Origin of the sequence: Providencia heimbachae ATCC 35613, assembly GCF_001655055.1 — a bacterium.
GTDB lineage: Bacteria > Pseudomonadota > Gammaproteobacteria > Enterobacterales > Enterobacteriaceae > Providencia > Providencia heimbachae.
Window position 1 is genome coordinate 16263 of the sequence record NZ_LXEW01000030.1, and the last position, 14572, is coordinate 30834.

Genomic DNA, 14572 nt, shown 5'->3' on the forward strand with positions numbered 1-14572 from the left:
TTTAGCCGTCTAAACGTATAGACGCACAAATGAATATAATAATTAATGGATGAAATGGCTAGTTTAAAGTCACGAGGGTACAGGGTATGAGTTTCTTTCACGTAAACCAACGCGAAGCGTTGAACCAAAGTTTAGCTGAGTTAGATGGACAAATTAACGTCTCTTTTGAATTTTTTCCACCACGCTCAGAAGAGATGGAACAGACTTTATGGAAATCCATCGACAGGCTCAAAAACCTTAAACCTAACTTCGTGTCAGTAACCTACGGGGCAAACTCAGGTGAGCGTAATAGAACCCATAGTATTATTAAAGATATCAAAGATAAAACAGGTTTGATTGCCGCCCCGCACCTGACCTGTATTGATGCTAGCCGTGACGAGCTCAAAGAAATTGCCCGTGATTATTGGAATAATGGTATTCGCCATATTGTCGCTTTGCGTGGCGATTTACCGGATAATAGCCGCAAACCTGATATGTATGCGACAGACTTAGTTGAATTACTCAAAGCCGAAGCCGATTTTGATATTTCCGTTGCGGCTTACCCCGAAGTTCACCCTGAAGCCAAAAGTGCTCAGGCGGACTTAATTAGCTTAAAAAAGAAAATTGATGCCGGAGCTAACCGCGCTATTACTCAATTTTTCTTTGATGTTGAAAGTTATCTACGCTTTCGTGACCGCTGCGTAGCAACCGGTATCGATGTAGAAATCGTACCCGGTATTTTGCCGGTTTCTAACTTTCGCCAACTGGATCGTTTTGCCAAAATGACCAATGTCCGCATTCCTTCTTGGATGCGAAAAATGTATGAAGGGTTAGATGATGACCCAGAAAGCCGTAATCTGGTTGGTGCATCTATCGCCATGGATATGGTCAAAATTCTCAGCCGTGAAGGGGTTAAAGACTTTCATTTTTATACCTTAAACCGCTCTGAGCTGACTTATGCTATCTGCCATACATTAGGTGTTAGACCTTAATATGCAAAATACCCAGAGCTGCGATGACAGCTTTGGGCATATTAACAATTTATATTCCACTCACATCAGGAAGATTCACTTGGATAAAAACGGGTGCTTTTTCGTTTTTAAAGCCTTCTAGGGTAAATTTTTGATAGTTAAGGTTATTGTATCCTCGAAAATACAAAATTCCCCTTTGTAAGTCTGTCAGCACCGTCCACACGGAAAATTCGGTTAAATAAAGTTTAAAAACTTCGTCCTCACCTAACATTGGGTCTACCGATGCATTTTTCGGGCGATCAAATTTATTCATCACATGCGCTAATTCAATGAGCTGAACATCAGGGTCAATAACTTGATGATAATAAGTCGAATAATAAACCGCGCGTACAAACCGGCCAACAGAGGTATCTGCATTAGGTACAGCGGCTAATGCAATCCCACTATCTGGCTGGCTCACTTTAATATTACCCAAGGTACTTGAAGAAACATCTACGTTCGTCAATTGAGTGTAATTGTTTAAGTTAGTTAAATGCCATGGGAACTCTGGCCCATTGGTCATACAACGCGTTGGGTTATCATAAATATGTAACTTGCCACCAGAAACTTCAACCACAATACATGCGCCCGTTTTATCATAAAAAGCATAATGGAATGGACTTGGCATACCCCGCAATAAAAGCAATTTTTGTGACCAGAAGGCGGTTTTAGGGATTGCTTTTTTAAGCTCAGCGATTGTTGCATACTGCGATAATGCCCATTCACCAATAGAAGCGATGGGCACTGCTTTTGAATATTTCAAAGGGCTTAATGGTGCAAGCTCAGAGTCTGTGATCATATTTAAGCTAAATGATAATCCCCCTGAGTTCACACCTTGTAAGACATCCTTTGCACCGTTAAAACTCACAGCTGACGTTATCGCAATAAAAGGGTACTTAACCTTGTATTTTAATCCAAGTGACCCGTTAGGAGCCTGACGTTGAAAAATATGATTTTTGGGATAATAAGACAAAATAGAAGCAGGTTCATCTGACGAAAATTCAAGTGTTCTCCCATGATAAATATTATTTTCTTTATCCGTGATAGCCAATGTAGTACAAGCAAAAATTCGATTGTTGGTGCTATTTTTTAGCATTTCATTCACCTTAGTTAGATAAAAATTAATAATAAAATATTACTAACTATCAAAATAACTCCCAGTTCAATTTAATAATAACCATAAAATAACGCTCTATTTTAATTTATAATACATAAATACAACCAGGTAAAACAGTTATATAAAAATTACGTTATTTTTCGTTATCATAAAGTGAGTAATTATCTATAAATATACAAAAATGATGTTCTCAATTAAATTTCCATATGAAAATGAAACGTTAACATTCTATAAAAACATTATATTAACCTTGTTATCTTTATAATTTCATATTTATCATGATATTACACCAAATGCCCAGCCAGACATAACCACATGAATAATAATGATTATTTTTATTAAACCAAAAAACCACATTAAATCAATAGCATTTGAGCATTACTGCAAATCAAATAACGATTAAATAATTAAATTAAATCAATCCCAGACAAAATAAACTCACCAAATATATTCCAATTAAGACATTTAACGTAAATATTTATATATTATTTTGTTAAATTCAAATATGTGGTTTATATTTAATAGGAAACTTAATATTCAACTACAGTAATTAACACTTCGTTATTAAGGGAATTACAGATATGAGTAAGAAGTCATTAACACCAAACTACAGTGAACTTGATGATGTATATGCATCATTTGATTTATCGCAATCATTACCTAAAACTCAGTTTCCATTGAAAGAACGAGATCCACGTAATGTATATAGTGCAGTTCGTGATGAATTAATGCTTGATGGCAACTCAAGGCAAAACTTAGCGACATTTTGTCAAACTTGGGTTGATGATGAAATTCGTGAATTAATGGATTTGTCTATCGATAAAAATATGATCGATAAAGATGAATACCCACAAACGGCTGAAATTGAGAATCGCTGCGTTCATATGCTTGCCGACCTTTGGCATTCTCCGGATGCGGAAAATACACTCGGTTGCTCAACAATTGGCTCATCAGAAGCCGCCATGTTAGGTGGACTAGCCTTAAAATGGCAATGGCGTAAAAAACAAGCAGCAAAAGGTAAACCAACAGATAAACCAAACCTTATTTGTGGTCCCGTTCAAGTTTGCTGGCACAAATTTGCACGCTACTTCGATGTTGAACTCAGAGAGATTCCCCTTGAAGGGGATCGTTTAATCATGAGTCCAGAAGAAGTACTCAAACGCGTTGATGAAAATACCATTGGTGTTGTACCTACTTTAGGCGTCACATTCACTTGCCAATATGAGCCGGTTAAAGCCGTGCATGATGCATTGGATAAACTGCAAAAAGAAACTGGACTCGATATTCCTATCCATGTGGATGGCGCGAGTGGCGGTTTCCTTGCACCCTTCTGCGCACCTGATTTGCCATGGGATTTCCGTTTACCACGTGTTAAATCAATCAACTCTTCTGGTCATAAATTCGGTTTAGCACCTTTAGGTGCCGGCTGGGTAATTTGGCGTGAAGCAAAAGATTTACCGGAAGAACTAATTTTCAATGTGAATTATTTAGGTGGCAATATGCCAACTTTCGCACTGAATTTCTCACGTCCGGGCGGTCAAATCATTGCGCAATACTATAACTTCCTGCGTCTTGGTCGCGAAGGTTATGCAAAAATTCATAATGCGTGTTACGCCACGGCACAATACCTTGCGCGTGAAATTGAAAAGCTCGGTCCTTTCGAAATGATTTTTGATGGTGATAGTCAAAAAGGGATCCCAGCTATCGCATGGAAACTAAAAGAAGGCGCAGCTTCCAGTAATTATTCTTTATACGATATTGCTGACAAGTTACGCAGTCGTGGCTGGCAGGTACCGGCTTATTCAATGCCTGCTAATCGTGAAGACCTTGTTGTTCAGCGTATTCTCGTTCGTCATGGGGTCAGCTTAGATCTCGCCGCACTATTAATTGAAGATTTTAAACGTACTTTAGATTACTTCAATGAACATCCAGTCAGTAAGCCCCTAACTGAAAAAGAAGGTGGTGGTTTCAACCACAGCTAATCGTTGTGTTATTTACTAAGCCAAAAAATCTGACGGTTTTTTGGCTTGTTGCGTGATCAGTCCTGTAACGACTGATTTTATTCAATGTTTAGGAGAACTCGTATGGCGACAACAACCGCGCCAGCAGCAAAACAGCTGACTTTATTAGGCTTTTTTGCGATCACTGCCTCTATGGTTATGGCAGTTTATGAATATCCAACATTCGCCACCTCCGGTTTTAGCTTGGTCTTTTTTCTCTTATTAGGGGGCTTGTTATGGTTTATTCCAGTTGCCCTATGTGCTGCCGAAATGGCAACAGTGGAAGGCTGGGAAGAAGGTGGGATTTTTGCTTGGGTTTCTAATACATTAGGTGAACGCTGGGGGTTTGCAGCCATTTCCTTTGGTTATCTGCAAATTGCCATCGGTTTTATTCCGATGCTCTATTTCGTTTTAGGCGCACTTTCTTATATTCTGAACTGGCCAGAGCTTAATACTGACCCAATTATTAAAACGATTGCCGCTTTAATTATTTTATGGGGGCTCGCATTTACACAATTCGGTGGAACAAAATACACCGCAACTATCGCTAAAGTCGGCTTTTTTGCGGGTATTTTATTACCTGCGTTAATTTTAGTTTGCTTAGCTATCAGCTACCTTGTCAGCGGTGCGCCGTTAGCGATTGAAATCAGTACATCGACCTTTATTCCCGACTTTACACAAATAGGAACACTGGTTGTTTTCGTGGCCTTTATTTTAAGTTATATGGGTGTTGAAGCATCAGCAACACACGTTAATGAAATGAAGAATCCGGGTAGAGATTACCCTGCTGCAATGTTTTTATTAATGATAGCAGCCATCTGTTTAAGTTCGATTGGTGGTCTATCGGTTGCGGCGGTTATACCCAATAGCGAAATTAATCTGTCAGCTGGCGTAGTACAAACATTCAATGTACTAGTGACACACTTTAATTCGACGCTTGAATGGGTTGCACGTATTATCGCCGCTTTATTGTTACTGGGTGTGTTAGCCGAAATCGCATCATGGATTGTGGGACCATCACGAGGCATGTATGTGGCCGCACAGAAAGGAATTTTGCCGCAAAGTTTTGCGAAAGTGAATAAAAATGGTGTGCCAGTCACCTTAGTTATCGCTCAATTATTAATTACTACCATTGCAATCATTGTTCTCACCAATACGGGTGGCGGCGGAAATATGTCGTTCCTGATTGCGTTAGCGCTGACTGTGGTTATTTATCTCTGTAGCTACTTTATGTTGTTCCTTGGCTACATGCATTTAGTTTGTAAACAACCAGAGAAGAAACGCGCATTTAATATTCCTGGTGGTAAAGGCTTTAAGTTATTGCTCGCATCCGCAGGGCTGATTGTTTCTGTTCTTGCCTTCGTCATTTCATTCTTTCCTCCTAGCTCATTACCGGGTGGAGGAAGCGATGATACGTATGTCACGCTACTTGCGGTAAGTTTTGTGATTATCTTTTTACTGCCGTTTATTGTCTATGCATTTCATGACAAACGCGGTAAAAAAACCGGTGTTTCTATGGTACATATCAAAACCCATAATGCGCCTGTAAATCACTTCTTTATCCACCCGCGTGCCCGTTCTGCTTATCATTTAGTTCATGATGATAAGCCAACAACTGAAACTGCGGATAAAAAATAGTTTTACGTTGTACAAAAAAGGCTGCCAAATTGGCAGCCTTACTTTTTGAGTCAATTTATCGCTAGCCCGTATTACGCATACCTGCAGCAACACCGGCGATTGTCACCATCAACGCTTGCTCGACCCGAGGATCTGGATGCGCTTGTTGACGTGAGCGATGTAGTAGCTCTGCTTGCAGTACGTTAAGGGGATCGGTGTAGACATTACGTAATGCGATAGATTCTGCAATCCAAGGCAAATCTGCCATTAAGGCTTCATCTTTCGAGACCGCCAACACACTTTTAATATCTTCAGATAGTTGATCTCGTAATTTTAACCCAAGCGGCCACAAACGTTCTTCGACTAAGCGATGGTCATAGTATTCCGCCAGCCATAAATCTGCTTTCGCATACACCATCTCTAGCATCGCAATACGTGTAGTGAAAAATGGCCATTGCTGCCACATTTCATCTAGAACCGCTTGTTTACCTTCTTTTTCAATAACATGTTTTAGTGCTGCACCAGCACCTAGCCATGCGGGTAACATTAAACGGTTTTGTGTCCATGCAAAGATCCAAGGGATTGCACGTAACGTTTCTACGCCACCCGTTGGACGTCTTTTAGCTGGACGTGAACCTAATGGTAATTTTCCTAATTCTAATTCAGGGGTAGCCGAACGGAAGTAAGGCACAAAATCAGGCTGCTCACGCACATAGTCACGATACATGGCACAAGAGACATCAGACAGCGAATCCATGACGGATTTCCATTCATTTTTTGGCTCTGGCGGTGGTAATAAGTTCGCTTCTAAAATAGCACTCGCATACATGGCAAGACTGCTAATGGTGACTTGCGGCAAACCAAATTTAAAGCGGATCATTTCCCCTTGTTCGGTGACTCGCAGACCCCCTTTCAGGCTCCCTGGCGGTTGAGACAATAATGCCGAATGCGCAGGTGCGCCGCCACGACCAATCGTACCACCACGACCATGGAATAAGGTTAATTTAACGCCTTCTTTCTCACACAGTTTAATCAATGAATCTTGTGCGCGATATTGCGCCCATGATGCTGCCATAACACCGGCATCTTTCGCTGAGTCTGAGTAGCCAATCATCACCATTTGACGATCATCAATCAATTCGCGATACCACTCAATACTGAGCAGTTTTTCCATCACACTTTCGGCATTATTTAAATCTTCAAGTGTTTCAAATAATGGTGCCACCGGTAGACGAACTGACGCACCATTTTCTTTCAGTAGTAATTTCACGGCTAAAACATCTGATGGCACTTTTGCCATTGAAATCACATAAGCGGCGACCGAATCATTTTTAGCTTTTGCAATCACACGACACGTTTCGAAAACTTCTTGTGTTTCTGGGCTTGGTTGCCAATCTTGTGGAATTAATGGACGTAAAGATTGAAGTTCCGCCAGCAAAAATTGCTGCTTTTCCTCTTCTGACCACTGCGCGTAATCACCGAGACCTAAATACTGGGTTAATTCAGCAATCGCGTCGGTATGACGAGTGCTCTCCTGTCGCACATCAATGCGCACCAGCTGTAAGCCAAAGCTACGTATACGACGCAAAGTATCAAGCAGTTGTCCATTGGCGATGATCTTCATATTACATGCGAGCAATGATTGATAGCAGGCATATAATGGATCCCACAACTGTGCGTTATCCGTGAGTAAATCAGCAGGCGGCAGAACTTGCTCACCTTTTACGCGACGTTCTAAATATTCGAGTGTTGAGTACAATTGGCTGCGTAGATTTTTAGCAATCTGACGATAAGGCTCATCAACATCATCGCCGCCTGCTAATGCACGTAATTCTGGGGTCGCTTCTGTCATTGATAACTCGGAGACCAGAACCTGAATATCCTTCAGGAATAGGTCTGCGGCCTTCCAACGGCTAAGCAGCAAGACATGGCGCGTGACATCTGCGGTCACATTTGGGTTACCATCACGGTCGCCCCCCATCCACGATGTAAATCGAATGGGGTTTGCTTCTACAGGTAATACCGCACCCACAGATTCTTCCAGCTGTTCGTTGAATTCACGTAAGAAAGCAGGAACCCCTTCCCATAATGAATTTTCAACAACAGCAAAACCCCATTTAGCTTCATCAATTGGCGTTGGGCGAATTTTACGAATTTCATCAGTGTGCCATGACTGAGCCACTAATTGGCGCAGACGACGCATAATATTATTGCGTTCATAGTCCGCAATATCATCATGATCGAGTTGTGCTAAACAGGTATTCACTTCAACCAGTTTATGGATCAGAGTACGACGTGCAATTTCTGTTGGATGTGCAGTCAAAACTAATTCAATAGACAGCTGTTCAACCGCTTTATGAATATCCGTGTCGGTAAAATTTTTATCTTTTAAACGATTAAAGAGGTTTTTTAAACCAACAGGATTACTTGCCGCTTCACCATGGGGGGAAATACTATGATATTGCTCAGCGACGTTAGTCAGATTCAAAAACTGATTAAATGCCCTTGCCACCGGTAATAACTCATCATTTGAGAGATTCTGCAAAGTAACCAGCAGCTTTTGTCGTTGGGCTTCATTACCTGCACGGGATGACTTAGACAATTTACGGATTGATTCGACTTTATCGAGTATGTCCTCGCCTAAAGCTTCCTTGATGGTATCGCCGAGTAGTTTACCCAGCATACTGACATTACTGCGCATTGCGGAATATTGCTGATTCATGGGACTCCTGACCTTGTGCTTCGAGCAGAGCGCTATCCCGCGTCTATTTCACGGTTAACAAACTGCAACCTATTTTTCCTGTAACAAAATTTCAGCTGACTGATGCGAGTATTATATTTTTGTGATGCAGGCCGCTAAATTTACCCTTAACACTCTATTCATATCAGAAAAAAAGCGCTTTGGGGGATTTTTATGAAATTTAATTACAGCCCTATTTTTATTAATTTTTCTTATTTAAGTATTGTTTCAGCGCAATATATCGTCGATTCAGCACTTTAAAGACATGAATATTGCTTAAGAATTGAATTGTCAGAATAAAAAGATAGAAAAATAGGATGTTCTGCAAAAAATGGAAGCTGTGCATTGTTAACAATATTCAAAATATCAATACCAATGCACAGGGAAAGTGATTATAGCAGTTGAGAAAGGCGGTTTAAGTCTGACTGAATAGCACCCGCAGTCACATCGCGCCCAGCCCCCGGACCACGGATCACTAATGGGTTATCTCGATACCAGCGGCTTTCAATCGCAAACACATTGTCTCCCGGCAATAATGAAGCTAATGGATGCTCTGGCTTCACGGCTTCAACGCCCACTTTAGCTTTACGTTTTACGGCATCAAAACGGGCCACATAACGCAAGACTAGCCCCATTTCTTGAGCGGCTTCCAAACGTTGTTGCATTTGTTCATTGATTACCGCGCTGTTTTCAAAAAATGAATCCAGAGAACCGGTACTGGCCAGCGTAGGAACGAGTGATTCCACACGCACATCATCGGGTTCGATATCATAACCCGCTTCACGCGCTAAAATAATTAACTTACGCATGACGTCTTGGCCTGATAAATCAATACGCGGATCAGGCTCTGTTAGCCCTTGTTGCCATGCCTGCTCAACTAAATCGCTAAAGGGTACTGAACCGTCAAACTGTAAAAATAACCACGATAATGTGCCCGAAAAAATACCGCTAATAGACAATATTGAATCACCACTTTCTTTCAAATCACGGACAGCATAGTTAATCGGTAACCCTGCACCAACAGTGGCATTGTATAACCAATGACGCCCTGTTTTTGCAAATGCATCACGAATTTGGCGATACTGCTGTGTTTGCGCTGCACCCGCAATTTTATTGGCACTAATAACATGGAAGCCATAGCTAGCAAAATCGACATAAAGATCCGCTAAAGCTTCACTGGCGGTGACATCAAGCACAATCAAATCGTCATAGGGGTGTGCTCGCATCCACAGAAATAGATTATCATCTTCGTGTTCAATCGCTTCATCATCAAAGAAAGCTAAAGCACGGCTCGGGTCAATACCTTGATAATTCAGCAAACTACGACGACTATCGACAACGCCTGCCAGCACAAAATCAAAATCACTGCGGGCAGAGATATTGTGTTGCTCGGCGGCGAATAATTCTAACCAACGCGCGCCGATATTACCCTTACCAAACAACACTAAACCTATGCGTTTTTCTGCACGAAATAGGCTTTGATGCATTCCTTGAATAATATGCTCAGTTTGGTTAGTGCGTAATACCGCAACCAAACTGATGCTATCTTCTGAATGCCAAATAAATTCAACAGGTTGTCCTTTTAATTCTTCATAGAATCGATGACTATGCAGCGGTTTTTTACACACACCCGCCCCAACTAAAGCCACAAGAGAAAAACCCTCACGTAGAGAAAGCGTTCCCGGCAATGCCGCTTCTTCAAGCACATTTAAAGCACTTTCAACAATTTCCGAGGTATAGCATAGCTGAAGAATTGACCTGTCATGATGAATCCCCCGTGCTAGCGGGCGTAATTGCACTCGTTTCAATAATAAATCAATATCTTTGCATAATTGATTAAAGTCGCGCCCTGCCGCAATCCGTAGCTCAATCAGGCACACATCATCATGGCTGGTCACAATTTTCGCCCCAGCCCCTGATGCTAAAACTCGTTCAATTTTGGTTGAGCCTTGCTCTGGCTGATAACTGCATCTGAGTTGTAGATCGATATTACTCACCGAAACCGGTTGTAGGGTTCGAGTATGTAGTACTGGCGCGGCCAAACGAGCCAGCTCGCTAGCTTCATCGAGTCGTAATAGGGGTAACAAACATGCGTCTTTCACTTTTCGAGGATCTGCGCTGTATACCCCAGCAACATCACTCCAAATAGTCACTTTACTGACATCCGCTAACGCACCCACTTGTGTGGCGGAGTAGTCACTGCCGTTACGCCCTAATAACACCGTTTCCCCTTGCTGATTGCGGGAGATAAAGCCGGTCACAACTAAACGGCGATTTGGGTATTGGACTAATAATTGCTTCAGTAACGGCCTTGATTGTGATTCATCAACCTGAGGTTGAGCGGCCCTTTCTGCACGCAAAAAAGTTCGCGCATCTAACCACGAACTGGGCATATCAACCTGTTCTAATACGGCAGACATCAAACGTGCCGACCAGATTTCACCGTGCCCAACGACTTCTGCATAGGAGGCATCATTAATGGGCTTATCCAGTAGCACACTTAGCCGTTCTAAATCTTCAACAAATAGCCGTTTGAGCTCATCCGCTTTATTTTCAGGCAGTAAATCGCTAATGAGCTCTTGCTGATAGCGGCGTAAAGATTGCTGAACCTGATGTGCGGATATACGATCACTTTGGCTCAGTTTTAGCCAGCTAATCAGCTGATTTGTGGTGCTACCCGCAGCGGAAACCACCATTAAATCGCCGGGTTGACTGTAGTTAGCCATGATTGCTGCAACTCGCTGATAACACTTTGCATCAGCTAAACTACTTCCCCCAAACTTATGTAACTGTCGGTAGCAAGGTGGTGCTACCTCAACCGCTGTTAGTACACTCATCAAAAAAACTCCGCTAACGTTGTGCTGCTACCTTAAATGCATGACTCAAATCTGCAATTAAATCCTCGGGATCTTCAATTCCGACTGAGATACGAAGTAAACTATCGGTAATACCTGCCTCTGCACGTGCTTCCGCGGACATTCCCGCATGCGTCATTGTCGCTGTGTGCGATATCAATGTTTCAACACCACCAAGAGATTCCGCTAAGGTGAACAATGTTAGCGCATTTAAAAAGCGACGTATTTGTTGTTCGTCACCCTCAAATTCAAAACTTAACATCGCCCCAAACCCTTTTTGTTGCCTCACTGCAATTTCATGACCGGGATGATCTTTCAATGCAGGATAATACAATTTTTTCACTAAAGGCTGAGCTTTAAGATATTTTACGATTTCGTGGGCATTTGCTTGCTGTTGTTTGATACGAGGAGACAGCGTTCTTATTCCTCTTAATAACAAGTAACTATCAAACCCACCACCTGTTACGCCAATATTATTCGCCCACCAGGCTAATTCTATTGCCCATTTATCCTCTTTTGCAATCACTGCACCTGCAATAATATCTGAATGACCATTCAGATATTTTGTACAGGAATGCACAACAAAATCAGCACCAAGCGCTAACGGCTGTTGCAATATAGGGCTCAGGAACGTGTTATCAACCACAACCAGTGCCCCCACATCATGAGCAAGTTGTGCAATATGCTGAATATCAAAAATTCGCAATAGCGGGTTACTTGGTGTTTCAATTAAAACTAATTTAGGTTTTTTACTCAGCGCCGCTTTTAATTCAGTTTCATTACTTTGATCAACAAATTGAACCTGATAAGCCCCTTTTTGGCTTTGACTATTGAATAGTCGATAACTCCCGCCATAGCAATCATGTGGAGCAACCAGCAAATCCCCCGGTTGTAAAAAAACCGTGCACAGAAGATGGATAGCCGACATGCCGCTATTTGTCATCACCGCCCCACTACCACCTTCAAGTTGTGCAAGGGTTTTTTGCACAATATCGCGCCCAGGATTTCCTCGACGTGAGTAATCATGTACTCGAGGCTCATTAAAATCAGTAAAGTTATAGGTACTGGATAAGTAAATGGGCGGAACAACACAGCCAAATTGTTGGTCTTCATTTAATCCATTATGAATTGCGATAGTTGACGGTTTGTGGGCCATAAACACTTCTCCTGATAGACAATAGCTCAAATCATACCCACTGGAGTTCCGGACGTCAATATATCTAGACGTCTAAACCTCTTTACGTTTATATCAACTAATGGAATAATCATCCCTAATAATTATGTGTTCATTGGCTATCAATGATACAAAAAAATCTAGCTCATTCATTTCACAAGAAAAGTTGTGCTAAAATGAGCAAAGTTAATTCTAGCTTATATGCAAATTTTACTGATTAGTGTTTTATATTAAGCGACGCTAAAAAGTAAAGTGCATATTATTTTTATCCCTAATGAAAATATCCAAGGTAACTCATGGCTGAATGGAACGGTGAATATGTCAGTCCGTATGCTGAACATGGCAAAAAAAGTGAGCAAGTAAAGAAAATTACAGTATCGATTCCTCTAAAGGTACTGAAAATCTTAACCGATGAGCGCACTCGCCGTCAGATTAATAACTTACGTCATGCCACTAACAGTGAATTACTGTGTGAAGCTTTTTTGCATGCGTTTACCGGACAACCGCTGCCGAACGATGAAGACCTGCGTAAAGAACGCAGTGATGAAATTCCGGAAGCAGCAAAAGAAATCATGCGAGAATTAGGTATTGACCCAGAAACTTGGGAATACTAACCGTTTTGATGACTTTTTAGCCTGCCAAATTATTGAACCTCACTTTACTTGCCAATATCTCTCGATCGCGCCGGTAAAGTGATGTCGACCCTTTTTGTACTTATTAATCCCTTGAGTAAAAACATCATTACCTCATTAATAGATTACTCTTATTTGTTTCTCTTTCAGAATTGCCCTCAAGTTTTATCTTCCGCATTTATCTACACTGAGTGACATAAATTGATAACGACACTCAACAATAAAAACAATGAAGGATTATGCGATGAATAAATACAGTAAGGCGCTAATTGGCCTGCTCGGTGGCACTTTGCTCGTAACGGCTGGCTGTACATCGTACCCAAGACACTCCCAAGATCTCTCAAAAGAAATTTCCGAATCCTCTTCATCGGCAAAAAAGCTTGGCACCAAATGGGGGGAAGATGTTAACTCTTCAGTGGAAACCGTCCCCGCAACACGGTTAACAAGCTCACCTTATGGCACCACTGCCATCTATTATCGTGGTGAACGCATCCCTAACCATGTTAATAAACTCTCTACCGTTTCATTATCCCCTATTGAAGTTAAAGTAATGGACGATAATGGACGAACTTTACCGATGTATCGCAATAATCAGGGGCGATATATTCTGCCGGCTCAAGAAGGTCAACGTTATCAATTGCTGATAGAAAATATCGATAAAAACCGAACCTATGAAGTCGTAACAACCGTTGATGGCATTGATGTATTGAATGGCCGAGCGGGGTCATATCAAAATAGCGGATACCTAGTACGCCCAAATAGTAAGCTCACGATCGAGGGTTTCCGTAAAAATAGTAGCCAAGTCGCTGCTTTCCGTTTTGCTGCACCGGAAGAATCATACGTTAACCAAAACGTGCAGGGTGATGAACGCAATATAGGCGTCATTGGCGTAGCAATATTTGAAGTAAAAGAAGAATTGCCCGAGTGTGAAGCAAACCCATTCCCGGGAGATAATGGTTATGCTCCGGCGCCATGTCGTAAGCGCTAGATGATAAAATTTAAGCCATAAAAAAACCTGCTCACAAAAATGAGCAGGTTTTTTTTCAACAGCATTTTTTGAACTTGGTTAGCTTGCGCTATCTCATTCAATGCATCAAAAGAAGGGAGTTTATACTTCCCCCCTTTATGGGCTAAATTATTTTTTAGCGCCTGGGATGCTGAAACGCTGGTTGAAGCGATCAACACGACCACCAGAAGCCACGTCACGTTGTTTACCTGTATAGAACGGGTGGCAATTACCACAAACGTCCAGGTTCAGTGAATGACCAGCAGTTGAATTAACTTTCATTACATTACCGCATGAACAAGTTGCAGTAATTTCTTCGTATTTAGGGTGAATACCTTTTTTCATGGGAAAACCTCTTTAAGGCCGTGTCGCCATTCCAGCCCTAACGCCGGACACCACACGTCGTGTTGATTGAATTTAATGTATTGGCAATAATTAATAT

The 14572-nt window shown here is 41.6% G+C and carries 10 protein-coding genes; 5 read left to right on the top strand and 5 right to left on the bottom strand.

Annotated features, from left to right (window positions below):
• Nucleotides 1–86: 86 nt before the first annotated feature.
• Nucleotides 87–971: a methylenetetrahydrofolate reductase gene (gene metF, locus M998_RS09930; RefSeq protein ID WP_068438237.1), complete on the top strand. Its 885-nt coding sequence runs from the start codon at nt 87–89 to the stop codon at nt 969–971.
• A gap of 49 nt (nt 972–1020) precedes the next feature.
• Here the strand turns inward: metF and M998_RS09935 are convergent, their stop codons facing one another.
• Nucleotides 1021–2085 carry a linear amide C-N hydrolase gene (locus M998_RS09935; RefSeq protein WP_068438234.1) on the bottom strand — a complete coding sequence of 355 codons (1065 nt, stop codon included), beginning with the start codon at nt 2083–2085 and terminating at the stop codon, nt 1021–1023.
• 602 nt (nt 2086–2687) lie between these two features.
• Between M998_RS09935 and gad the strand changes: the two genes are divergently transcribed.
• Nucleotides 2688–4088 carry a glutamate decarboxylase gene (gene gad / locus M998_RS09940; protein ID WP_068908652.1) on the top strand — a complete coding sequence of 467 codons (1401 nt, stop codon included), beginning with the start codon at nt 2688–2690 and terminating at the stop codon, nt 4086–4088.
• 102 nt (nt 4089–4190) lie between these two features.
• Nucleotides 4191–5744 carry a glutamate/gamma-aminobutyrate antiporter gene (gadC, locus tag M998_RS09945; RefSeq protein ID WP_068438229.1) on the top strand — a complete coding sequence of 518 codons (1554 nt, stop codon included), beginning with the start codon at nt 4191–4193 and terminating at the stop codon, nt 5742–5744.
• Between the two features lie 61 nt (nt 5745–5805).
• Here gadC and ppc read toward each other — a convergent pair whose 3' ends face one another.
• The 3 genes from ppc to metB form a co-directional block, all read right to left on the bottom strand.
• Nucleotides 5806–8445: a phosphoenolpyruvate carboxylase gene (ppc, locus tag M998_RS09950; RefSeq protein ID WP_068438226.1), complete on the bottom strand. Its 2640-nt coding sequence runs from the start codon at nt 8443–8445 to the stop codon at nt 5806–5808.
• Between the two features lie 410 nt (nt 8446–8855).
• Nucleotides 8856–11300 carry a bifunctional aspartate kinase/homoserine dehydrogenase II gene (locus tag M998_RS09955; RefSeq protein ID WP_068438223.1) on the bottom strand — a complete coding sequence of 815 codons (2445 nt, stop codon included), beginning with the start codon at nt 11298–11300 and terminating at the stop codon, nt 8856–8858.
• 13 nt (nt 11301–11313) lie between these two features.
• Nucleotides 11314–12474, bottom strand: coding sequence for a cystathionine gamma-synthase (gene metB / locus M998_RS09960; RefSeq protein ID WP_068908653.1), 1161 nt, complete (start codon nt 12472–12474; stop codon nt 11314–11316).
• A gap of 314 nt (nt 12475–12788) precedes the next feature.
• Here metB and metJ point away from each other — a divergent pair, with 314 nt between their 5' ends.
• Nucleotides 12789–13106, top strand: coding sequence for a met regulon transcriptional regulator MetJ (metJ, locus tag M998_RS09965; RefSeq protein ID WP_068438218.1), 318 nt, complete (start codon nt 12789–12791; stop codon nt 13104–13106).
• Between the two features lie 262 nt (nt 13107–13368).
• Nucleotides 13369–14112: a hypothetical protein gene (locus tag M998_RS09970; RefSeq protein WP_068438216.1), complete on the top strand. Its 744-nt coding sequence runs from the start codon at nt 13369–13371 to the stop codon at nt 14110–14112.
• A gap of 147 nt (nt 14113–14259) precedes the next feature.
• Here the strand turns inward: M998_RS09970 and rpmE are convergent, their stop codons facing one another.
• On the bottom strand, nt 14260–14475 hold the full coding sequence (gene rpmE, locus M998_RS09975) for a 50S ribosomal protein L31 (protein WP_068438214.1): 216 nt from the start codon (nt 14473–14475) through the stop codon (nt 14260–14262).
• Between the last annotated feature and the right edge of the window lie 97 nt (nt 14476–14572).